22 protein-coding genes are annotated in these 21,206 nt (G+C 60.8%); 16 read left to right on the forward strand and 6 right to left on the reverse strand.

Going from position 1 to position 21,206, the window contains the following annotated elements:
- The 5 genes from ACW4E8_RS16370 (at window position 1) to pilV (ending at window position 5,773) form a co-directional block, all read left to right on the forward strand.
- Complete coding sequence (locus ACW4E8_RS16370) at window positions 1-1,656, forward strand: GspE/PulE family protein (protein ID WP_456805464.1); 1,656 nt, start codon at window positions 1-3, stop codon at window positions 1,654-1,656.
- A 9-nt stretch (window positions 1,657-1,665) separates the two neighbouring features.
- The gene (locus tag ACW4E8_RS16375) at window positions 1,666-2,754 is read left to right on the forward strand and encodes a type II secretion system F family protein (RefSeq protein WP_456805465.1); all 1,089 of its coding nucleotides are present in this window, start codon (window positions 1,666-1,668) and stop codon (window positions 2,752-2,754) included.
- Between the two features lie 88 nt (window positions 2,755-2,842).
- Window positions 2,843-3,400 carry a type 4 pilus major pilin gene (locus tag ACW4E8_RS16380; protein ID WP_456805466.1) on the forward strand — a complete coding sequence of 186 codons (558 nt, stop codon included), beginning with the start codon at window positions 2,843-2,845 and terminating at the stop codon, window positions 3,398-3,400.
- A gap of 73 nt (window positions 3,401-3,473) precedes the next feature.
- On the forward strand, window positions 3,474-4,442 hold the full coding sequence (locus ACW4E8_RS16385; protein ID WP_456805467.1) for an ATPase, T2SS/T4P/T4SS family: 969 nt from the start codon (window positions 3,474-3,476) through the stop codon (window positions 4,440-4,442).
- Window positions 4,439-5,773: a shufflon system plasmid conjugative transfer pilus tip adhesin PilV gene (pilV, locus tag ACW4E8_RS16390; RefSeq protein ID WP_456805468.1), complete on the forward strand. Its 1,335-nt coding sequence runs from the start codon at window positions 4,439-4,441 to the stop codon at window positions 5,771-5,773. The genes ACW4E8_RS16385 and pilV overlap by 4 nt, the downstream gene beginning before the upstream one ends.
- A 630-nt stretch (window positions 5,774-6,403) precedes the next feature.
- Here pilV and ACW4E8_RS16395 read toward each other — a convergent pair.
- From ACW4E8_RS16395 to ACW4E8_RS16420, 6 genes are all read right to left on the reverse strand, one after another.
- The gene (locus tag ACW4E8_RS16395) at window positions 6,404-7,423 is read right to left on the reverse strand and encodes a CAP domain-containing protein (RefSeq protein ID WP_456805469.1); all 1,020 of its coding nucleotides are present in this window, start codon (window positions 7,421-7,423) and stop codon (window positions 6,404-6,406) included.
- A 249-nt stretch (window positions 7,424-7,672) separates the two neighbouring features.
- Window positions 7,673-8,551, reverse strand: coding sequence for a hypothetical protein (locus tag ACW4E8_RS16400; RefSeq protein ID WP_456805470.1), 879 nt, complete (start codon window positions 8,549-8,551; stop codon window positions 7,673-7,675).
- Window positions 8,552-8,590: 39 nt separating this feature from the next.
- The gene (locus tag ACW4E8_RS16405; protein WP_454740395.1) at window positions 8,591-9,445 is read right to left on the reverse strand and encodes a hypothetical protein; all 855 of its coding nucleotides are present in this window, start codon (window positions 9,443-9,445) and stop codon (window positions 8,591-8,593) included.
- A 290-nt stretch (window positions 9,446-9,735) separates the two neighbouring features.
- Entirely contained in the window at window positions 9,736-10,404 is a 669-nt protein-coding gene (locus ACW4E8_RS16410; RefSeq protein ID WP_456805471.1) for a replicative DNA helicase, read from the reverse strand.
- Window positions 10,401-11,141, reverse strand: a complete 741-nt coding sequence (locus ACW4E8_RS16415; RefSeq protein WP_456805472.1) for a DnaB-like helicase N-terminal domain-containing protein — start codon at window positions 11,139-11,141, stop codon at window positions 10,401-10,403. The genes ACW4E8_RS16410 and ACW4E8_RS16415 overlap by 4 nt, the downstream gene beginning before the upstream one ends.
- A gap of 124 nt (window positions 11,142-11,265) precedes the next feature.
- Entirely contained in the window at window positions 11,266-11,880 is a 615-nt protein-coding gene (locus ACW4E8_RS16420) for a hypothetical protein (RefSeq protein ID WP_456805473.1), read from the reverse strand.
- A 624-nt stretch (window positions 11,881-12,504) separates the two neighbouring features.
- Between ACW4E8_RS16420 and ACW4E8_RS16425 the strand changes: the two genes are divergently transcribed.
- From ACW4E8_RS16425 to ACW4E8_RS16475, 11 genes are all read left to right on the forward strand, one after another.
- The gene (locus tag ACW4E8_RS16425; protein ID WP_456805474.1) at window positions 12,505-12,801 is read left to right on the forward strand and encodes a hypothetical protein; all 297 of its coding nucleotides are present in this window, start codon (window positions 12,505-12,507) and stop codon (window positions 12,799-12,801) included.
- A gap of 14 nt (window positions 12,802-12,815) precedes the next feature.
- Window positions 12,816-13,508: a DotI/IcmL family type IV secretion protein gene (locus ACW4E8_RS16430; protein ID WP_456805475.1), complete on the forward strand. Its 693-nt coding sequence runs from the start codon at window positions 12,816-12,818 to the stop codon at window positions 13,506-13,508.
- 88 nt (window positions 13,509-13,596) lie between these two features.
- Complete coding sequence (locus ACW4E8_RS16435; RefSeq protein ID WP_456805476.1) at window positions 13,597-14,184, forward strand: hypothetical protein; 588 nt, start codon at window positions 13,597-13,599, stop codon at window positions 14,182-14,184.
- A gap of 18 nt (window positions 14,185-14,202) precedes the next feature.
- Window positions 14,203-15,312, forward strand: coding sequence for a DotH/IcmK family type IV secretion protein (locus ACW4E8_RS16440; RefSeq protein ID WP_456805477.1), 1,110 nt, complete (start codon window positions 14,203-14,205; stop codon window positions 15,310-15,312).
- Window positions 15,309-16,547 carry a DotG/IcmE/VirB10 family protein gene (locus ACW4E8_RS16445; protein WP_456805478.1) on the forward strand — a complete coding sequence of 413 codons (1,239 nt, stop codon included), beginning with the start codon at window positions 15,309-15,311 and terminating at the stop codon, window positions 16,545-16,547. Before ACW4E8_RS16440 ends, ACW4E8_RS16445 begins: the two co-directional genes overlap by 4 nt.
- Before the next feature lie 58 nt (window positions 16,548-16,605).
- Window positions 16,606-17,685 (forward strand): hypothetical protein, encoded by a 1,080-nt coding sequence (locus tag ACW4E8_RS16450; protein ID WP_456805479.1) that lies wholly within the window; start codon window positions 16,606-16,608, stop codon window positions 17,683-17,685.
- Between the two features lie 16 nt (window positions 17,686-17,701).
- A complete protein-coding gene (locus tag ACW4E8_RS16455) occupies window positions 17,702-18,226 on the forward strand; it encodes a hypothetical protein (RefSeq protein ID WP_456805480.1) in 525 nt (174 codons plus the stop codon).
- A gap of 91 nt (window positions 18,227-18,317) precedes the next feature.
- On the forward strand, window positions 18,318-18,722 hold the full coding sequence (locus ACW4E8_RS16460; protein WP_456805481.1) for a DUF6750 family protein: 405 nt from the start codon (window positions 18,318-18,320) through the stop codon (window positions 18,720-18,722).
- Between the two features lie 130 nt (window positions 18,723-18,852).
- Window positions 18,853-19,557 (forward strand): hypothetical protein, encoded by a 705-nt coding sequence (locus ACW4E8_RS16465; protein ID WP_456805482.1) that lies wholly within the window; start codon window positions 18,853-18,855, stop codon window positions 19,555-19,557.
- The gene (locus ACW4E8_RS16470) at window positions 19,554-20,855 is read left to right on the forward strand and encodes a hypothetical protein (RefSeq protein ID WP_456805483.1); all 1,302 of its coding nucleotides are present in this window, start codon (window positions 19,554-19,556) and stop codon (window positions 20,853-20,855) included. Before ACW4E8_RS16465 ends, ACW4E8_RS16470 begins: the two co-directional genes overlap by 4 nt.
- Window position 20,856: 1 nt before the next feature.
- Window positions 20,857-21,204 carry a hypothetical protein gene (locus ACW4E8_RS16475; protein WP_456805484.1) on the forward strand — a complete coding sequence of 116 codons (348 nt, stop codon included), beginning with the start codon at window positions 20,857-20,859 and terminating at the stop codon, window positions 21,202-21,204.
- The last annotated feature ends 2 nt before the right edge of the window (window positions 21,205-21,206 follow it).

A 21,206-nucleotide genomic window follows, 5' to 3' on the forward strand; every position in this document is an offset into this window, starting at 1 on the left:
ATGGATAAAGCGACAGACCGAGTGCGCGATGCGATCGCGAACGCGCGAAGGCGGGGGCTTGTTGCATGGTCCGCCGCGCGCGGACTGTATCCGGCCAATGACGCGGCGCGTAAGCTGCTGTGTCTCACCAGTGACAGCGTGCTGCATGTCCTGACCGGCCAGAAACTTAACCCACACGTCAAGAGCTATCTGCAGCTGGTGCGCGCGCGAGGGGGCGATTCGATCCGCACACGGGAGGTTGGGTACCACGAGCTGGAGCTTCTTTACAGCGAGCTTTCTGGCGATGGCGAAACGGGCAAGGTGGGCGCACACGAGGTCCAAGCGTCGGACCGGCAAACCGAGGTGATCGGCTACGTGAAACAGGCCGTTGCCGAGGATGCCTCCGATATCCACTTGGTTGTTGGGGACGAGGTCGGAACGATTGAGTTTCGGCTGGACGGCGACTTGTACGAGTTCTACCAGTTGTCGGCGCAGCACGTCAGGGATCTGATGTCCTCTATCTACCAGTCCATGTGCGATGTTGCCGACGAGACCTTTAAGACTACCCGCAGTCAGGACGCAAGGCTGAGCTCTGCCTATGTCAAGCAGATGGGCATCTACGGTGCCCGTGTAAGCACGAGGCCGACCGACAAGGGCATCATGATGGTGATCCGGCTCTTGTACAGCAAGCATCGGGCGGCGAGCTCGATCGCATCACTCGGTTTCCTCCCAGAACAGATAGAGGATCTGAAGACGATGCGCAGGTCTCGTTATGGGATCAACGTTGTGACCGGGCCAACCGGTTCGGGTAAGTCGCTCACGCTGTCCGTGATCATGGGAGAGACGCTGGAGGAGGGCCGCCAGCGGATGGCTGGATCGCCAGCCGCGGGTGGTCGTGGTCGCCCTACCGGCATTCGGGCGATCTCGATTGAGGATCCCCCTGAGTACAGCGTCCCGGGCATGCTGGCCACGCCGCTGAATGCAGAAGGGGCAACCGAGCAGCAAATCTCCCAGGCCTGGTCGACTGGGATCTCCGATCTTCTGCGAAAGGACCCGGATGTCCTAATGATTGGCGAAATCCGGGACAAATCCTCGGCAATCGCCGCATACCGCGCGGCCATGACTGGACACGTGGTCTGGACGACCTTGCATACAAACGACGCCACATCCGTGCCACAGCGCCTGGTCGATCTCGGTGTTGACTCGAGCATGATCCTTGATCCGATGCTCACCACGGGGTTTGTGAATCAGTCCTTGACCAAGAAGCTGTGCAAGGCCTGCTCCAAGCCGTACGCGGAGCACAAGCATGAGTTGCCGGCGGATCTGATCGAGCGCATCGAGCGTTATTGCGATCCGACCAACATCCGTCTTCGCGGCAGGGGGTGTATCGAATGCCGCGTCGGTGCAGTGGGCCGGGTGATGGTCGGAGAGACTGTCGTACCCAACGGCGAATTTATGGACATTTATCGGGATCGAGGCAAGATCGCGGCTCGAAAGTACTGGGTAACCGAGCTGGGCGGAGTTACCAAATGCCAAGCCATGATTAGGCGGATCAACGCTGGCGATGTCGATCCCCGAGACGGGGAGGCCGACGTGTCGCCGCTCGATACCGATCTGCGCATGATTGGTGTCGCTGGCGGTACATCAAACTCAGGTAGCCGGCTGCGCGCCGCGTAAGGAGCAGAAGTGTTTGAGAAGGCAGTGGAACTGTGGGAACAGCTGCAGCACTGGAGAGCTCGGCAGGCGATTGGCGTGGATGCGCGGATCGACTTTTACAACCAGATGTCCCTGATGCTGAAGATGGGCCTACAGATCCTAACGGCCTTGGACCGACTCTACGTCATCGAGTCAAGCGAAGGCCGTCGCCCCAGCAGGCCGGCAGCTTTGATGCTGGCAGACATCATGCACTCGATCCGGGAGGGCAAGTCACTAGGCGAGGCACTGGAGAGATGGGGCTCGCCTCAAGAAGTAGCGCTGGTCAAGGCCGGCGAGGAGGCCGGCAACCTCGAGGACCAGCTCGCTGTGGTGGCCGACATGTTGGCGGCAAAAGGCGAGATGGTTGGGACCATTCTCAGCGCGATGGGATATCCAGTGGTCGTAATCGGCTCGGCCTTCGGGATGCTCTACATGATATCGACCGTAGTGGTGCCAAAGTTGTCCAAGCTTACGCCACCTGACCGCTGGGATGGCGCTGCGCGGCTCCTCAACCAGGTAGCGAGCATGGTGAACAACTACTGGGCGTTGGTGTTCCTCCTCCCTGTGATTTTGGGGGTAATCGCCTGGTCGATTCCAAACTTGAGCAAGGCGGAGATCCGAGTCTACCTAGACAGGATCCCGCCATGGTCCTTCTATCGTGCGCTGCATGGCTCTGGATTTCTCGTGAACATGTCGGTGATGCTGAAAGCCGGTATCCAGATGAGTGAAGCGTTGCTACTCCTCTCGGAGGAGGGGGGGCCATGGCTGCGGACCCGAGTTCGGGCCATCTTGCACGGGATCAATCAAGGGAAGACATTAGGGGAGGCCATGCATGCAGCCGGGTATGAGTTCCCGGATCCTCGCGCTGTCCACATCCTTCGGGCGGTTTCCGATGTCGACGGTTTCGAGGAAAGCATGGCGCTGTTCGCCTCATCATGGATGAAGCGATCACTGGAAACCGTACGAGTGATTGGCCGCTATCTGCTGGCGATCGGCATCTTGTTTGCCGGCGGCTTGCTGCTGGTGATGGTGTTCGGGATCTTCGGGTTGATCCAGAGCTCGATGGGAACTTTGGGCTGATCTCATCTAATGCGGCGCATAAGACTAACGCAAAAGATATAATTTAGTGCCGCGGCCAGCGCGGGAACATTACTTAGAGAGGAATGCAATGAAATCGAAGATCCGTGGCCATCTGAAGACAAGCGCGCACGCTGCCCAGGGTGGCTTCACCCTGATCGAACTGATGGTTGTTATCTCCATCGCGGTGATCATCTACGCCCTGGCCGGTAGCCTGAGCAATACGGCGATCACCAAAGGTTCGGCACTGGAGGAATCGACCAATATCCAAAACCTTTTCGCTTCCCTGCGTGATATCCGCTCGTCTCAGGGCTACCCGGCTTCTGCAAACCTGGTACAGGCGCTGCAGGATCAGAACACTATCCCTTCAAACGTCACGATCACTGGTGGCGTCCTGAAGAATACCTATGGCGGGAACTACACGCTCACGACGATCGACAGCGGCGGGACCGTGACGATCGCCTCGTCGAACATTCCCAACGCTGAGTGCCGCAAGCTCGTGACTGGTGTGAAGAAGAGCATCCCCCGCTCGGTCGGGGTCGGCGCTACGGCGACGATCGACATGGCGACCGTTACCACCGCTACGGCCACTACGCTCTGTGGCACCGCCACCCGTGTAACGCTGATCTGGTCGTCGGCGGACGTCTAAGGCCCGTGCCTATTTGCCGGCCGTGCCTCTAAGGTGTTCGCGTCCGGCTTCAGCTATCGACAGGAACGACGACATGAGACTTGGGGACCTGACCTTCCTTGATCTGTACCTGCATCCGCAGGTTGCGCTGCTTAAGAATCTGACCGGTTCAAGTCAGCTGGTGGACGTTGCGCCGCCCGAGCTACAGACGCAGCTCGATGAGATCCGTGGTCGTTGCCAGGCCACGTACAGTGAGACCCAGGTGCCCGAGTTCAGCATCGTTGAAGACAATCGGCTCTATCGGGTAACAGCGCAGGCAGACCATACTGGTGCGGTGCTCTTCGTGCTTAGGCAGTTCCAGCGCACACTCAAGCCATTCCGGGATCTGGGGTTACCGCGGCACGTAGGCCTGAATCTGCTTTCGAGCAATCTGAAGGGTTTGGTCTTGTTCGCGGGTGAGCCGGGGGTAGGGAAGTCAACTTCTCTGTTCAGCACCGTCGTCCAGCGCCTGCATATGAGTGGCGGAGTCGCTGTAACCGTGGAGGATCCAATCGAGCAGCAACTGTCCGGAGCCCATGGCGGCGGGTATATGTTCCAGTTCCCCGCCAGTCGACTCAGCGGCGGCTATCGGGAGCCGCTGTTGCGGGCCTTGCGAATGCAAGCCGATATGGTTGTGGTTGGCGAGATCCGTGATAGTGCCGCCGCATCAGAGGTTGTCCGAGCATCGGCCAGCGGGCAGCTTACGTTCGGGACGATTCACGCCGGATCGGCATCGCAGGCGCTTGAGAAACTTGCGATCCTGGCCTCCTCGGGCGAGGGAGGTACTAGTAGCGAGAGCATGCGATACATGCTGTCGCTTGGCGTGGCCATGGTGATCTGGCAGACCATGCTGATTCTTCCCAATGGTGGGCGCCAGCTGTCGGTCCGGGCGCTGTCGTGCATCGGTGAGGATGGCCTGGCGATTCGCAGCAAGATTCGGGACAACAAGCTCCAGACCCTCGAAAACGATATCGAGCACCAGGCCCGCCGCGGCGCAACCAATCAGGTACTCAAGACAGCATGATCAACAAGAGGAACCGGCCTGGTCGACGCCGCGCGAGAGGCTTTACTCTGATCGAGATGACCGTCACATTGACGATCATCGTTTCCGTACTCGGCATGATGTGGCCGATGTTGGGTGATTACGCCGATGAGCTGGTAAACCGCAGCGCGGCGGATCAGCAGTTGCTGGTGGCCAAGGGGGCCCGCAAATACCTCGACGACAACATCGGGACGGTGACGGCCGCGCTTAGCGGTACGACGCCAACATCCATCCCATTTGCGACGATCCGGAACGCCGGCTACATTGCGTCTGGGGTGAGTGCGACCACACCGTATGGTCAAAGCTTCAACATCGTCGTGCGCAGACCTAGCGCGACTGCAACCAAGCTTGAGGCGCTTGTCGTCACTTCTGGTGGATCCACCATCAGCCCAAAGAACGCACAGCGGATCGCTCGCATGCAAAGAGGCGTCGGTGGCTATATCGCACCAAGCAACGCCAACTTGATCAAGGCGCCTGACGGGCAATGGAGCGCGCTGGCCAGTGATTTTGGCATGGCTCCTGGCGCTGGCCATATTGCAACCGCACTCTTCTCGTCTGACGGCGACGGAAGTGGTGATTATCTATGGCGCAATGCCGTACCTGGTCGTCCTGAATTGAATCGCATGAACACAGCGATCGACATGAACAATCAGGATATCAACAATGCCAAGACGGCTACAGCCACTACAGTTCAGACCCAGGACGTGAATGCTACCCGGGCGACGATTTCCAATCGGATGACGACGCAAGATGCGGTGGTCAACAGGGACAGCTATCTCTATGCTGCTGCCGTTCCCGGCACGGCCTGTAGCCAAGAAGCGTCGGTGCGCCGGAACCAGAACACGTGGGCTAGCTTGGTGGTATGCGGCTATGGTAAGTGGCAACCGGTTGGCAACGCTTTAGAGGGGATCTATGACGGCGCACCGTGCTCGCTTGCAGATCAAGTGATGAGTGATGTGAACAGTCGCGGCTATATCTGCCGCGGCGGCGTCTGGAGGCTTTTTCGCAATGCCTTTGGGAATATGACCATCAATCGCAAGTTCGATAACGTTACCGACGGGGTGACGATCGGGAAGGACTACTGTCCGGGCGGAACGGCGTGGGCGCTCTACACGCCAAAGCAGCAGATGGTGAACGTCACCGGGAACGTGTTGCCGCCGATCCAAGGCGTCTACTTCTGGCTGAACGACTACGGCACATATTGGTACGCGCAGGCAAGTGCCGTGTCTCCGGCCGCCTGGTACTCGGGAAATGATGTGGGTGCGATTGGGGGACAACTGGTAGGCACTGTAACCACCGGTTGCTCGTACTAAGAACAATAGGAGGGATATCTGTGCGAAATGCATTCCGGACGCTGGCAGTGGCTCTTGCCGCGGGCTCTACATGGACGCCAAACGCCTCGGCTGAGCTGATCCAGTTGCCGGCGCCTCCGATGACAGTAGCTACCTGTCGCGCGGACCAGCATTGGGAACGGCGGCCCAACGGCATGCCCTGGTGTGCGATTAACCAGCCACCACCGCCGCCACCACCCCCACCGCCGCCACCACCGCCGGCGTGCCTGTATCAGCCTTATGTCTATAGCATCGCTATCGGTGATATGGGGCAATGTACAGCAGATGGTGGCTGTGAAGGCAAGGGGTACCAAATTCTCTGGGGTGGCAGCGTCGTCGCCTCCCAAATGTGGACGGGCTGGATGGAGTGGCCTGACCTTAACGCTCAGGCGGTTGCCGGCATCGACGCGAGTGGATATCGCACCGGCGCCAATAAGGAAAGCTACCAGAGCAATGGCAACAACATGGGACTCGGCGTGTACGAAGTTTGTAGGAAATAGAGGGAGGCGGATATGCTGAACTACAATATGTGGATCAACTGAGCAGGAATAACAAAGGCCCGCATAGTGCGGGCCTTGCTCATTCTTGGCGTCGAACTTAGGATCGGCTATATCAGAACGCCTTGAAGCTCCACGATTTGCTGATCGCAACACCGTTGCGAGCGCCTGCGAAGGTAGCCGTGTACGCACCAGCAGCCAGGGGCGCGGTGGGCAGCATGAAAACGACACCTGCGTACAGGTTCGAGTCAGCAATCGCGCCGGACATCGAGCCAGACTGCGCCGTCGATGTTACCAGAACGCGTACAGGCACCGAGGCACCGCCCGGCCCGGTAAGCGTGAAGGAGCTCACCGTCAGCACATCGTTCGCGTTGGGCGCGCCCACACGGAACATGATCGGCGTACCTGCCGAGGCCAGGTCGGGTGCCGGATTTGGCGACTCACTTGCGGGCGTGAAGGAACCCACAACGGTATCGTTGTCGAGCGGGTAGTAGGCTACTGCGTTTGCAGCCAGTTGCTGGCCGCCCCATTGCGGCAGACCGTAACCACCGCCATTTGCACCGGTGACAACGCTAAAGTTGATCACGCAGAGGTTGTCATGGAATGCGATACCAACAGTCTCCTGACCGCTCGTTGCGCCTTGCAGGTGATAAATCGAATGCAGGAATGACCCTACGCACTCGGCTCCGCTCATATATCCCGCTTTGCCAAGCTCCTGGCCGATCCACTGGTTCTTGCTACCGCCGGCCGCGACAACCTGGTCGTAAGGATTGGCGCCGGTAAAGCCCGTCAAACCCTGCGTTTCAAGGTGGGAGGTGGTGTTGTTGGCCTTCGCGTAGTTGAGATGGTTCTCTGCGGCGAGATCCAGCACAGCATCTTGCTTGAGCATGCCAACGCCCATTTTCTGGCGGAGCGTGTTCAGGGCATCGAAGGCGGAGAGTCGCTGATCTGCGGCGCCATAGGTTGGCGTCGGAACGCTGGTTGCGGGCGGGACGGACGTCGGAGCCTGCGGCGTGGTCGGAGTGGTCGGCGTGGTCGGAGTGGTCGCAGGGCTGTCCCCGCCGTCACCACCGCCGCCACCACATGCCGCGAGGAGGGCGGAGAGGGCAGCCACTGCGACAAGACTCTTCTTCATGATTTTTCCTTGTTGTTGGGGGGTTCAGTAAGATCAGAATATCGATCCACAAGTGACCCACGCAAATTTCTTCTTACCCTGATAAGGCGAAGGAGCCTCCCTTCGGGGCGCACGAGAGGATGCCTGTTATGTCGGCAATCGCGAACCAAACTTTAGTAGGGGGGAAGGCAAAGGCGCCACGACCGAGCGCGCGGCGGACTGCCAATGAAAAGGCCCTCCGAAGAGGGCCGGGCTAGATCTGCGGACTTCTTAAACCTCGACAGGGATGTGGGGTGCGTCCAGGATGAAAGGTGATTCGATCAGGGCAGGATCGTAGCGGAACGAGCAGACGCTGCGTTCGATCTTGGAATCAAAGATTCGCGCCGTGTGGGTGAGGACCCGCATATCGGGAATCAACTTGAAGATCCGGTGCGCAATGAAGGGATAGTCCCGCGCGAGCAGGTTGCAGTACCGAGTGCCCCAGGGCTTATATTCGGCGACCACCGCAGGCCCATCGTAGCCGGCCTCGTCGAGCCACTTGACCAGGTAGGGATGCAGATAGGCCAGGATATCCTTGGGCGCGTCGCCTAGTTCCAGCACCCGCAGCTGCGTGAGATCGAGCGGCTTAATCCGGGCCCAGCTGCGCATGACGTCCCAGGTGCTAATGCGGGTATCACTGTTCAGCTCATTGCCGCCCCGCTTGGCAATCCTGGTGGCACGGATGTCCGCTTCCTTCTGCTGTCCCTCTTCGATATCCATGATCCGATACTGCAAATGGGCGACGTGCAAGGACATCTGCCGACTGCTCGCGTACAGATTCGCATCCATCTGGATATTCAGACGGTTCTTGGCTGGTACGGCCGTCAAGACGTTGCGAGCGCGGTAGCGCGCGACATTCGCGGTCGGGTCGGCGTCGTCGAGCTCGACCTGGTCGTCCAACAGGGGTACCGAAGCGTGCTTTAGCGAGACGCCGCGGATCTTCTTGTCCTCCGGCGCGAAACTGGTCATCACCAAGCGCACACAGCCGAACCGCGCAAGGTGCGGTGCCTCTTCCCTCGTGCTAGTGCCACGAGCTGTGCCAATTGCGGCGGCGGCTTGAGCTGCAGCAGCGCGCTCCGCTTGAGCGCGGCGGGTCTCGGTGGTATCCATGAAATTTGGCCTTGGCTGTTACGGGTTTAATCTGATCGCTCAAGCAGCGCGTTTGCCGATGTTCCGAGCCCGAGGCTGGGCTGCTGCCCTACGGACAGGGCGTTGCTCCAGGAAGGCAGGGTCTTCAGGCGGAAAGGCCTTCTCGTCGATGTCCACGCCGCGCGCCTCCCAGCAGAAACGAGAAAGCTCGTAGAGGTCTTCTCGGACCTGTTTATAGTGCGCAAGGCGCCCCCAGGTGTACCCGGCGTCGTCGTCCGGCTCCAGTAGCTTCGCGATGAGATTGCGCTGCTCCCTCAGGCCAGACTCAGGCGCCATCCAGCGATAGAAGCTCGTCTGGTGTCGGTCAAACATTGCCGTGACGCGCGTGGCAATGCCAACTCGAATCCGCCCAGCCTTATCCTCCAGCGTGGGGCGGCTGGCAGCTCGCAAATACTCTTTCGCGTGCATGGACGACTCGGCCAACGAACTTGCTACGCCGGCCAGGAGTAGAAAATCGCGGTAAATGTAGGCGATAAAGTCGTCCATGTGCCAACCTTGCAGGGCGAGCGACATGTGTCGGGGTTTGGCCTCGTAGCAATAGAGCAACATCTCCATCTCAACAGACGCAATTTCGGACTCTTGATAGCTGATGCTCTGGTTCGGCGTCAAACCCAGCATGAAGAGGACGGTCTGAGTGTTGAGCCGTTGCAAACCCAGCGTATCGAATTCACCGGATTGCTTGCGCTCAATATTCTCGAGGGCCGCACGGTGAGGCAGGTTGCCGATTCGCTCGGCAACCTCCTGCTTCGTGAGCGGGCGAAACAACTTCTCGTTGGAACGATAATCGCGTATTAGTCGTTGAATACGCGATAATTGCCCCTCGTCGCGCTTGGCTTCCGCCTTCTTCTGAGACATTTAGTTCCTGAGTGTTGCACGGTTCAACCGCCCGTCAGATACCTTTCCAAGTCCCAAGTCTGCTGGTTGAGACCTTACCAGGCTGCGTCAAGAGCTGGCCTCGGCCGGTTGAGGCGGCACGCCATCGGACGGACGCGCGAAAACTTAACCCCCCACCAAAGGGGTAGCCTCGCCATTTTAACCTATTGCGGATGCTCAGTCTAATGCGAAACTTGCCAGTCGCATATGGGTGTCGCCAAGTGCAGAGTATGCAACGGCGGGGCGGATGTAGGTCCCACACTTGTGGGGGGCTAGTAGTCAGATAGCTCTGCGGCAAACCGACCGACGTCGCCGTGGTAGCGAAGAATGCACGGTCCGATCGCGCCGTCGCGCTGCTTGGCGATGATCACCTCGGCCGCATCGGGATCTGGGGTGTTGGGATCGTAGATGACATCTCGGTACAGGAATAGGATGATGTCCGCGTCCTCGGATTCACGCAGGTCCGCGAGGATTGGCCGCTTACTCGCGCGCTGCTCGAGGGAGCGGTTCAGCTGCGAGATGGCGATCACCGGGCAGTTCAGTTCCTTGGCCAGCTGCTTGAGGCCCGCCGATACCCGGCTTACATGCCGCCCCTCGTCCTCGCGGCCGCGGCCGCTTTGGGCAACGATCTGCAGGTAGTCCAGCACCACGACGATTTCACCATGCTCGCGCTTGAACTGGCGGGCCGCGGTGCGGATATCCTCGGGGGTCCGCGATGGCCGGTCGTCAATCCAAAGGCGCATCCCCTGGTCGTAGGTGAACCTGTGCATGACGTCGGCCATCATATTGATCTGCTCGTCGGGCAGGTGGTGTCTGCGCAGCATCCGCAGCGGGACGCCCGACTCACTGGAAACGACCCGCATGCCCAGCGCCGCGGCCCCCATTTCCAAGGAAAAAACCACGACAGCGCGGCCGCCTCCTCGGAGCGGTTCGCGATTCACCGCGATGTTCCGGCCGAGATTGAGGGCAAAGGGGTCTTCCCCATGGATGGCCGGCCACCTATGAGAATGAACTCACCATCCCGCAGCCCGCCGTTCAGCGCCTCGTTCAGTGGGGGATAGCCGGTGGAGACGGCCGTTGTGGGCGGCTCGTCGGAGAGCACGGCGTCGGCTATCTCCTCGACCACGCCGCTGATGTGCCGCGGGCCGGCGCCCGCGGCCTGCCGGTCAGCCAGGCCGGTAGCCTCGTCTACAACGCTGCCGAGGATCTCTTCGACGCTGCGACCGCCAAGTGACGCCACCTGGCCAAGTAGATTGGCTCGAATCCGGCGGCGCGCGCTTTGGTCCCGCACGATGGCGGCGTCAGCCAGCACAACGGCCTCGTCAGCCCTGGCCCAGACTGGGTCAGCAACGAGCTGCGCCAGGTATTCGACGCCGCCAACGTCGTGTCCCTTGGCCTTTGCACTGGCCAGCACCGCGGTCGGTGAGGGACAGTGACCACCTTCCAGGAGGCTGGATGCCACATGCGCAATCGCGCGATGTGCGGGAAGCGAGAAGTCCTCCTCACCGACCAACCCGACCAACCGCTGAGCAAACGCCAAGTCCGGACTACTGCGGAGCACCCGCGACAGAACGACGCGCTCGCTCTCCACGGCGGTAAGCGCGTCAGCGGAAGGCGCCGTCAAGCCATGGCTCGCGATGCGAGCAGTGTGCTCGACGGTCTCACCGTCATCTTCCATTGGCGGCGGCGGGTCGAATATGGCGTCAGATGCAATCGCTATGTTTTCAACTCGGAAAGAAATTCATAAATCTGCCTTAAACATCACTTAAGTCACCGTGATCGCCTGCCGATATGACGTGCAGTCAATAGGGAATGTCCTGAATCTTGTCGAGGTCCTCGATCTCGCCAAGCTGGGTCTGTGGCATAGGGGCGCGATCCATTTGAGACGCATGCCGGGCAAACGAGACTGACGAAGATGTGGCAGCAGCCGATGCCGCCGTTGACTTGGCAATCGGATTTCTGGTCGTGAATCGGGGAGCCGATTGGCCGCTGTGTCTACCGGCACCGCGGCCAGTCAGCTCGTCCTGGGCCAAGTGTTGGCGAGCGTGTTGCGTGGCGGTTTGGGTGCACGGAGGTGCCTCGGGGGCGCTGGGCCTTTGGGCCTCCACCGCCGGTGAGCCAGGAAGGTGAGCGGCGACCGTTGGCACGCAGCTCAGCGCTTTCCATTGGCCGCCGCAGAGCGCGGCCGACACGGCAAACACCGCGCTGTCGGGCGCGCCGGCAAGCGCCCCCCGGATCTGACTGAGATCTTCGGGGGTGATGGTGACCGCGAGCGTGCCGAAGCGGATAGCCGGCGGGGAGTCCGAGACTTCAGTTGGGATGCCAATCACGGTGAGCATTCCAAACGGAGCGGGCGAAAACGCGCCGGTCATCTCCTTGCCCGCCCCATGGCTAGGCACAGGACTCGGCGTCGTCATTGTCGTTTCCGGATTTGGCATCCGCCCGGTAGCGGCCGACTTTGTGCCAGCGAACTGAGAGGGAAATCGAAAGGAAGTCGTCATCAGGTCTCTCGTGTCCGAAAGGTTGCACTCAAGTTTTGCTAGTGATATATTGCGCACTAATGGTGTGCTACCAAATATATCGGCATGCCACTAACCCGCGCAACTCTGCTTCCTACCCGGGAGCATCTGACGTAAGGGTCTTCTTGGGGAGGTTGAGATGAGTGGTCGAACTGTTCAGGGAAGGACTGCGATGACGCGGGCAGTGCTAGCGCTGTGTCCCCGCGGCTGGCGCTAGATCACGTTGTCCAAGCTGTGAAGAGGCATGGTCCATACCGCAGCCCCAACCTGGACAACCCGCAAGTCGCCAAGGCGATCTCTCACCTCGGCGGCTGGGCGACCGTTTGCAAGGAAATCCCTGACCCAAGCAACGGGTTTGAGTTTGAACGATATGCGAAGCGATTCGAGGCCGCGTACGAAGCCGCGCGCTCTGATGTTGACGTCCGCAAGCTCACGCCTCCGCCTGTCTTGGGTCTCACGGACGCCGCGCGGGTAGGGCCCAAGCCAACCCCATGCGGTCTCCTTGCCGGGGAATCAGCTGCAATGAACACCGAAGTCACACTTTCGCGAGCGCAGGCCCAACAATGGATCGCGCCAATTCTGGCTCGCTCTATCCGAGTCACGCTGATCGTGATCGCCGTGCTGCTCGTAGCGCAGGTCACCCTGCTTCTGGCCATTGGCGCCCAATGCTCCCGCTTGGTCGGCCTTTCCGGTAGCGGTTGGGTAGTGCCCATGGACACGCTGAGCTGCAACAACGCCGGCGCAAAGTCGGTCTACACCGGGCCAGTTCGGGAAGCGAATCGCGCCTGGGTAGAGAAGAACGCCGATAGGCTGAAGTGAAAGAGTAAGTGACGATGCAACCCTCCAGTTTCGCGCCCCGTAAAAATCCCGCGCTCGCCGCCGCAGAGTCGGCCCTCGCGGTCGTCATTGGTCGACCGGGCGAGAACGGTACCAGTGACGCCGCGTACATCGGCAAGCTTCTGACGGCTCTAATCATCACGGTGGCGATCGCCTTGACGTTGCTGTTGATCGATGGCGCATTGCTTATCCGGCTGATGAAAGGCCGCACCGACGTCGTGGCAATTAGTGACACCGGGGCAGTGATCAAGACGGTGCCGTTGGATCAAGCATTTGTCACAGAAACTCGAATGCTCTCGACCGTTGACGAGTGTGTGCGGCGCTCCTTTTCGCATGACTTCGTGAACTACAGGCGAACCTTCAATGACGCCATGCCGTGCTACACGGAGCTTGGTGGAAAGGCCTACGCCACGGCAATCGATCCGTTCTTCAAGGATCTGCGTGAGCGACGTTTGGTCATGGCGTCCGTGACCGAGCCTGCCACGGTTGCACGTGGGCCGTACCTCGCCGGCGGACGGGTTACGTGGGATGTGCAGGCGCCGGTCACCCTCTATTACAACGGTCAATCGGGATCGTTCGCGCCATTGCAGCGGCTGGCCACAGTGCGGGTGGTGCGCGTACCACTAGAAGAAAACACCCGAGGAGTCGCAATCGACTCGATGCAGCTAGCGCCATATCAGAAGCGATAGCGCCTTAAGAGGCCGGGGAGACAAGGGTGCAGCGCCATATTGGGTACGGCGCTGCGAAGAAGAACAATAAGCCAATTGGAGAAGTACGGTGCGGTTGCTAGAAAAGGGCATCGGGCGGGACGTCGACTATTTCGTGGGCGACATTGAAAGACTAAGGGACGAGGTTGGGGCAACAGAGACAATCGGACGCTTGCAGAGTTCGTTTGCCGACGAGGCGCACTCGACGTGGCTGCGCTCTGTCGGCGGACTGCAGATCAGGGTTGCAAGGACGCAGCGCGACTTGGAACGGGTGCAAGTCTCAGCGCCGTCCGATCTAGCTGTCGGTCTGGTACACGGCATGCTGCTGTTTCACACAGGTGAGGGCAAGCCTATGATCAAGCGCATGCCAGCCATCACCCGCGAGTACGTGCAGCTCGAACTGGGACCGGACCTTACCGGGCCCCTCCTGGAGGTTGGCCGGCATGCTGCAACGCAAGGCGCGACGCTCTTCGATCAACTCGATCAGGAACATGGGGAATACCTCGAAAAGATCGCAATCGGCGTCCAGGCGGGCCCACGCTCGTGGTTGCTGGACGCGATGGAAACCGCCCCGACGCAGTTCGCCTTGGGCGTCGTCACTGCGTGGGTACTGATGCGTATGCGAATTCAGGACAGCGGCGGTGCTCTCTTCGAGTGACATACGCGGGATGACAAGATGACCAGTAAGCAAGGCGCGGGTATCGCCCTCATGAAGTATCCGCGTGTCTACGCGGCCGTAGCCGCAGCTCTGGCGCTGGCGGCTGGCAATGCCGCAGCGCTTCAGGCGCAAGGCCCGGCGGCGCCGCCCGCGGCAACGAACACTCAACCGGCAACGCAGTCCAACCAGCCAACCCCGCCAGCCGCTGGCGTCCAAACTATGGACGCGCAACAAAAGGCTGGCGGCAGCGGCGGCCAAACTTCCAATGTTGTGAGCGCGCAGCCCCTTCCGTCTCCGAAGCTTGACCTGAAGAAGGAGGCGCTGGATCAAACTGCGCCGATGGATGCTGCCACGACCCGAGCGCTCATCGAGGAGCTTTACAAGCGCTCCGGCGCCGCGACCGCGCCGGCAAAGAACACTGCGAAGCCGATCGCCTCGCGCTTTGTGGTCGACCTTTCTCCAGGCGCGACGCCCCCGGTTGTGCGGATCTTCCGCGGCCAGGGTGCAACGGTCAGCTTTCTCGACTCGTCGGGAAATCCCTGGCCAATCGAGAAGGCGCGCAATTTCTATGAGCAGGCCATGACGGTTACCCAGCTGGGCCCGCACGTGGTGACGGTCGAGAGCAACTCGGACCACGCTTCTGGATCCGTGACTGTCCTGCTCAAGGGGCTGGCGACGCCGCTCACGTTCACCGTGGTTCCCAGCCAGAGCGAGATTGACTACCGCGCCGACTTGATCGTCCCCGGTCGCTCGCCTGACGCCCCGGCACGGCTCGCGGGTGGCCTTGCGCGCGTGGGAATTGCGGAGCGTGGTCTGGAGAATTACCTCTACGGCCAGACCCCGGATGGGGCCCGGCGTCTCGAAGTCCAGGATCTACCTCTTGCATTGGCGTGGCAAGACCCCAGTGGCCGGCTGATCCTACGCACTCAAGCCATGGTGGCCTCTCCCGGCCCCTACCAGGTTCTGCCGTCATCTGACGGCACGACGGTCTATGAGCTGCCCGCTGTGCCAGTACTTCGCGTCTCGGTGGACGGCCAGATCCGTGCTGTCCATATCAAGGGGCTGACTCCCGGTGTCGGTGGTGGCGATAAGGCAGGTGTCATGAAAATGAGTGCAAAAGAGCAATGACCGATACTAAAGAGAAGACGCGGCGCCCGCTGGATGCTGGCGCCAAACGAAATCTGCTGATCATCGGCGGCGCGATCCTCGGCGGCGTTATCCTGGTGACGGCCGTAGCCATGGTGGCCAACAAGTCGCAGCAGAAGCCAGAGTCAACCGCCGACCTGCGCCAGATTGCAGCACCCGCCAGTTCCCAGCGCAACAGGGATGTCGAGGACCTGAGCCCCGCGATGAAGGAGCGGATCGCGTACGTTCAGCACAACGAGGCGCAGGCCGCTCGTCGGGAAGGCCGAATGTATCTTGGCGATACCGCCGACCTGGGGCCCAAAGAGCCGGTCGGAGCCCGGAATCCCGATCCGGGCCAAGGCCAAGGACAAGGTCCTGGCTCGTCGTCCTATCAGCAGTATGGTGCGCGTGCCGCTCAGGTGACCGGACAAGCTAGCCCCGGGGTTTCCGGCGACACCCGTCAAGCGGAGCTGGAGCATATCCAGAAGGGCTTGGAGCGCCAGCTCGCCACAATCGTCAGTTCGATGGCGCCAGCCAAGGGCGTGGCGGTAGCCATCACGACGGTTGAGAAGACGACTACAGCCGCGGCCGTTGCTGAAGCCGGGAGCGCCGCCGGGGCAACACCCACAGCGAAGGGCACACAGATCGTTGCGGGCCTGGAGATTTTCCCAGGCCAACTGGCTTCGCCTGTCGACACAGACAGAACCAAATATATTTCGGCGTATATTGTTGGTGGTAAACTTGATGGTGCGTTCTTAACCGGGGAGGCTGTGCTATCTGCGCAGGGCGAGGACGTCAGCGCGCACATGACATCGATGAACTGGAAGGGTAAGTCCTACAAGGTCGATGCTGTACTGCTTAACGAGCAAACCGCCTCGGATGCACTGAATGCCGACATCGATCACCGGCCATTTTCGCGGTTTGTGATGCCCGTGCTGGTCGCTGGCCTTGCGGGCGCGTCCACGTATTTCACGGCGCGCGGTACGACGCCGACAACCTATATTCCGAGCACCGTGGTGGTGGGCGGGACGACGGTCAATGGCAATGCTGTGGTCCAGCAGCCAGCGCCATCCGCCAGCCAGGCGATGGACCAGGGTATCGGCAAGGGGATCGAGAAGAGCATGCAGCTTACCGAGCGGGAGACTCAGCGATATGCGAATCGCCCGAATCGGGGAACGCTTGACACGCGGACGGCGATCGGTGTGCTTTTCCGGCAACCCGTGATGTCAGCCGACTGACAGGATCACGGCCAGTAGGCCTCGCTGATTCACCAGCAATTGATAGTGGAGAGATTGAATGTCTTCTGGCATGACGATTGAATCAACCGGGTGGGATGACCCGCTGCCTTCTCACGATCCGGCGACACACCGGGAACCGGCAGCTGCAGCAGCAGCTGCTGCTGATTCACAGGCTACTGCAGCCACGCCATCCCACGACCCCTGGGCCTCGGACCCGAATTGGGAAAGCGAGGCGGTTGCGGCCACCGCGCAATCGCGCGCTGACAATGCCGGAGGTGCCGCAGCTGCGGCTTCCGCGAGCCCGGGAGGCTCGGAGGCCGAGAAGGCAAAGAAGAAGCGCACCGCAAATGTATTGATCGCCGGCGTGGCGGTCGCCCTGGTGGGCGTCGTTGGCTCCGGGCTGGCGATAAAGATGAGCCGTTCGAACCAGGCTGCAGAGGAGTACGTGCCGGAGCCGGTGGTGAAGGCTCAACCTGCAAGTCAGTCGCCGCGGCAACCGGCGCCGGCCGCTCCTATCATTGCCCAGCAAGCGGCGCGGCAGCCCGACATCCAGCCGGCTGCAGACACGATCGCTGTAGCGAAGTCCGACTTGAGCCCTGCTCCTGCTAGCGCCATCGCGCCTGGCCCGGCGCCGGCGGCAGCGCAGCCGGCGGTCGTAGCTTCACCGTCGACGGATGCCTCGGGCTTGAGCGACCTAAAAGCCAGGGATTCTGCACTCGAGGCGGCGAACGCTGAGGTCAAGGGCAAGATTGCAGCCCTCACCGAGCGGGTAGCTGCTCTGGAGTCGAAGAGCCAGACCGCGCCGACTTCGACTGATCAAAGCACGCGCAAACAAACTGCGGCGTATGCTGCCAAAGCGAAACAACAGACCAAGCTTGCGTACGAAGCCGATGTCGTACGCGGAAAGCCGGGAGGCACCGGCGCGCCGAAGGCAGAGGCGGAGCACCCGTCGAGCTGGAGCGGCTATCGGACGGTGGCGACCTACCCGGCTACGGGCAAGGCCGAGAAGGCGTGGGTTACCAATGGCAAGGGTCTGGTCGTGGTGACCGTTGGCTCGGAGATCGATGGCGTGAAGGTTTCGCGCTTGGCCGGCACCACCGTCTACCTGGCGGACGGCGGCAAGATCAGCGTGAAGTGAGCCAAGGGACAAGACGATGGATTGGCAAGCGTTCCTGGAAGGATCGATCGCGTTCTGCAAGGCGCTCGTTTCGCTACTGACCTCGGGGGCGTGTGTTCTCGGCGCGGCGTGGATCGCTTTCAGCGGCCTGCGTAAGCTCGTCGCGGCTAGCAAGGGCCATCGTCAAGGACAGCCAACGATCGGTCCGGTAGCCATCAATTTCCTGATCGCAGCGCTACTCGCCCAGCTGGCCACGGTGGCGGGCAATACCGTCGAGTTGTTGTTCGGCACTGGTATTTCGGATCCGCGCGAGGCGCTCTCGTATATGCCCAGTCAAGTTGCCGGCAACGAAACCCTCATGTTTGTGGTGAGCGTCGCGGTCTACTGGCTGGCAGCGCTTGGGTGGGCTGCTGTGTTTCGTGGACTGCTGCTTTGGAACTCTCTCAGTGAGGGTGCGTCGGCCGGCGGCAGGGACCTTGGGTGGCGCGGGTTCTGGCATGTGCTCGGCGGGGCCTGCCTGGTCAACATCGGCGGTCTGGCCGGCAGCTGGTTCGGAGGTTAAGCCGAAGCGATGTACCCAACGTCGCTTCGCATCTTGGGTGGGAACTCCGCCGCGTGCGGATGGAATTCTTTGGTGATTAATAGGGGAAAACATGCAACGTATCAAAAACAAAGCGAGCCGCCTGAGTGCTACAACCTGGTCGGCATGGAAAGGTTCGTTCGCCCGGGCAGCTGTGGCGCTAATGGGTGTGAATGCGTCGAAGGCGGCCTACGCCGCCGGCGGTATTGTCGGCATGCTCAGCAACATCGACGCCACAGCCAAGGCGTCTGTGACCACGCTGGTGAATATCGCGCTGGTGATGGGCGTGGCCGGTGTCCTGTACGGACTCAAGCTGATCAAGGACCGGAGCAATGACCGGGAGAACGTGAAAGTTGGTCACATCCTTTACTCCCTCGGCGGCGGTGCCGGCCTGATTGTGATTTGGTTTGTGATTGTTACTCTGGTTGAGACCACGGGCGGTAGCTCGAGCGACATCGGTCGTCAGCAGAGCTTCTAAGGACAGAGTTACCAGAGCCTACCTGGGAGTTCGATGCCCCAATCATCGAGCTCGACCCCTCCCAACCTGGCCGGGCAGGGTGTTAGGCACCCGGCACCCTTCGATCTCACTCATGCGTACGGAGGAGCTCGTGAACGCTCTACTTGTCGGCATCAAACGTCGACTACAAACGGCAGGCGCCAAGAGCCATGACGCTGCAATTGCGCTCGCTGAGGATAAAGCAATCGCTGCGGCAAACTTCACCTGCACGGTGTGCGGATTTCGCAGCAAGTCCACAACCGAGGCACTTCACCTCAACGGAAATCACGACGATATCAGCGCTCGCAATCTGGCCGGGGTTTGCGCGCTCTGTCACCCATACCATCATGTGGGCCAACGCACACCAGCGGCGCGGTCGCAGGGGGAGAAGATTGCACTGCAGACCCGCCTAATGCGCGTGCCATCAGTAGCCGATGGTGGCATTTCTGCCGGCGACCTCAACCATCTCTATCGAGCGATCGCGTGCGCGCTTATCGACCCGCGCGAACGAGATCAGGCCTTGAAAGTCCTGCAGGTAGTCAACGAAGCAACTGTATTCGCCAAGGCCAGTTGGGGGTCCGCTTCCCCGCGGGACTTCCACGCTGCCATGCTGGCGCTTTCCGATGCGGAGTACGCGCATCGGGGCGAGGCGGTGGAGGACCTGCGCCTGGCATTCCACGAGCACTTGCTCACCGCCATCGGAAGCAAGCTCCAGGGAGAGCAGAGCGGCCTTCCCGTATCCAGCTGGACGGAGCTGTCCTCACGGACACTGATTAAGCTCGATACGCACGCCGTCGTCGAGAAGGAGAACCTATGATGGCGCTTGCGGCAAGGCCGTCGCTGGCAATCCATGCGCCGATCCAAAGGACAACTGCTTGTGGTCTGGTGATCTTCGATGACCCGCAGGAGCGTGGTGCGGGAACCGCATATCTCCCTGATGCATTGCCGCAGCGGATCCGGTCGATGAACGACCTTCGCACGGACATGTTCTGGGTGGCGAACGTGCCCGATCGGGGCATCTCTCGTACCCATCCCGGGCTGCGGGCAAGCGACTATTTTGGCGCCAGCATCTCGGACATTGCCTACGATCTTGGACTGGCTTATTCGCGCGGCTACCCACTGAACGCGCAAGAGGGAGTGGCAATCGCCACAATCATGTCCAGGGCGGTGGCCGTCGCGTCGAGGGTGTACGGCTGGGACTTGGATGGTGGTTCGCCTTTAGATGGCGAGACTCTCTCCGAAGATATTGCCATGGCGATGCGCATGGAGCCACCGCACAAGGCATCAGCCGACTCGATTGGCAGCCGACTCGGCCACGCCTGTCAAGACCGCTCCGCTCCGAATTGGCCGTTCGAGCCTCTCGAGAGGCTAGTACCGGTGACGTTGCGGTTCAACCGCCTGGCGTATGCCAGGCAGTTACTGGCTCAACTAGTTCCGGCGGGGGCGGACTGGGTAGAGGTCGGGCAAGGTCAGCGATTTGACAGGCTGCCAACACTTGTGAACCTTGCTATCGACTGGAGTGAAACGGCGCCGGATGTGGTCGCACTTGCTGCTTTCGGCCAGACGGGGAAGAGGAAGCAACAACTCCGCCTCTGGGCGTGCGGGCCGGAGCTGGACTGGCTGGGACCACTCTGCCGCGTACATGTTCACGCTGCGCTGATAAATGAGAGAGGCTACTGTCTCTTGGCAGCACCATCGCAGATGCCGGTACCCCTCGCGGTTCGCTCCCAACTGACCATGTCTTACTCCGCTGGTCTGGTGGGTAAAGCACATCTGGATGCCGTCCTATCCGCCGAGTGCTATCAAGGGAGTAAAGGGCGGTTTGCGTCGGCCACCGGAGCATGGCTGCGGGCCTATGACCGGGGATTCATGTTTGGGGTCGCCTGTCGCGCTCATGCAGCCGGGTTTCTCGTCAGGCGCTACGGCGACGGAGAGATTGGCCTACGCGTCCGGGAGGACCAGCTCCAGGCTCTATTGACGTTCAAGCGTGACCTTGGGTTTATGTATCCCGCAGCTGAATCGCTGGTGCCTGGCGTCTCGCCTTGTGAAGAAGGAGAGGGCGGTTTGGGTACCGTGACGACGTCGGATAGCTATGACGTGGAAGTTGGGAGTTGACATGGAAAACGAACTGATTACGACCGGCCGATATCCGGATTTCTTCGAGCCTTTCTCCGGGCCGGATGCCGCGTTCTTGCCTTTGCTGGACCGTGGTGGGCTGCAAATGATCGTGGAACTTGACGATCTCGCAATGGACGGGGCGAGGCAGTCGGCGGTGCGTGCAACGATGCTCTACCAGAAGTACGCGCAGAGCGACAAACGGCAAGAGGGCACACGCGCCCTGATGGCGATCTTTGCCGAACAACTGCAGGTCGATGTCGCGGCGGGCCAAGCCGCCCCCTTGATCCCAACGATGAACCAGGTGCAGCCGCCGTCTGCAGACCGCACGCGTGAGACTGGCGCCTGAGA

The sequence above is a fragment of the Cupriavidus sp. CP313 genome (assembly GCF_054072015.1).

Bases quoted from the DNA above. Each gene is read 5' to 3' on its own strand.
- ACW4E8_RS16370 (WP_456805464.1), top strand. From the start codon at position 1: ATGGATAAAGCGACAGACCGAGTGCGCGATGCGATCGCGAACGCGCGA.
- ACW4E8_RS16380 (WP_456805466.1), top strand. From the start codon at position 2,843: ATGAAATCGAAGATCCGTGGCCATCTGAAGACAAGCGCGCACGCTGCC.
- ACW4E8_RS16385 (WP_456805467.1), top strand. From the start codon at position 3,474: ATGAGACTTGGGGACCTGACCTTCCTTGATCTGTACCTGCATCCGCAG.
- pilV (WP_456805468.1), top strand. From the start codon at position 4,439: ATGATCAACAAGAGGAACCGGCCTGGTCGACGCCGCGCGAGAGGCTTT.
- ACW4E8_RS16395 (WP_456805469.1), bottom strand. From the start codon at position 7,423: ATGAAGAAGAGTCTTGTCGCAGTGGCTGCCCTCTCCGCCCTCCTCGCG.
- ACW4E8_RS16400 (WP_456805470.1), bottom strand. From the start codon at position 8,551: ATGGATACCACCGAGACCCGCCGCGCTCAAGCGGAGCGCGCTGCTGCA.
- ACW4E8_RS16405 (WP_454740395.1), bottom strand. From the start codon at position 9,445: ATGTCTCAGAAGAAGGCGGAAGCCAAGCGCGACGAGGGGCAATTATCG.
- ACW4E8_RS16415 (WP_456805472.1), bottom strand. From the start codon at position 11,141: ATGGAAGATGACGGTGAGACCGTCGAGCACACTGCTCGCATCGCGAGC.
- ACW4E8_RS16420 (WP_456805473.1), bottom strand. From the start codon at position 11,880: ATGACGACGCCGAGTCCTGTGCCTAGCCATGGGGCGGGCAAGGAGATG.
- ACW4E8_RS16425 (WP_456805474.1), top strand. From the start codon at position 12,505: ATGAACACCGAAGTCACACTTTCGCGAGCGCAGGCCCAACAATGGATC.
- ACW4E8_RS16430 (WP_456805475.1), top strand. From the start codon at position 12,816: ATGCAACCCTCCAGTTTCGCGCCCCGTAAAAATCCCGCGCTCGCCGCC.
- ACW4E8_RS16440 (WP_456805477.1), top strand. From the start codon at position 14,203: ATGACCAGTAAGCAAGGCGCGGGTATCGCCCTCATGAAGTATCCGCGT.
- ACW4E8_RS16445 (WP_456805478.1), top strand. From the start codon at position 15,309: ATGACCGATACTAAAGAGAAGACGCGGCGCCCGCTGGATGCTGGCGCC.
- ACW4E8_RS16450 (WP_456805479.1), top strand. From the start codon at position 16,606: ATGTCTTCTGGCATGACGATTGAATCAACCGGGTGGGATGACCCGCTG.
- ACW4E8_RS16455 (WP_456805480.1), top strand. From the start codon at position 17,702: ATGGATTGGCAAGCGTTCCTGGAAGGATCGATCGCGTTCTGCAAGGCG.
- ACW4E8_RS16460 (WP_456805481.1), top strand. From the start codon at position 18,318: ATGCAACGTATCAAAAACAAAGCGAGCCGCCTGAGTGCTACAACCTGG.
- ACW4E8_RS16470 (WP_456805483.1), top strand. From the start codon at position 19,554: ATGATGGCGCTTGCGGCAAGGCCGTCGCTGGCAATCCATGCGCCGATC.
- ACW4E8_RS16475 (WP_456805484.1), top strand. From the start codon at position 20,857: ATGGAAAACGAACTGATTACGACCGGCCGATATCCGGATTTCTTCGAG.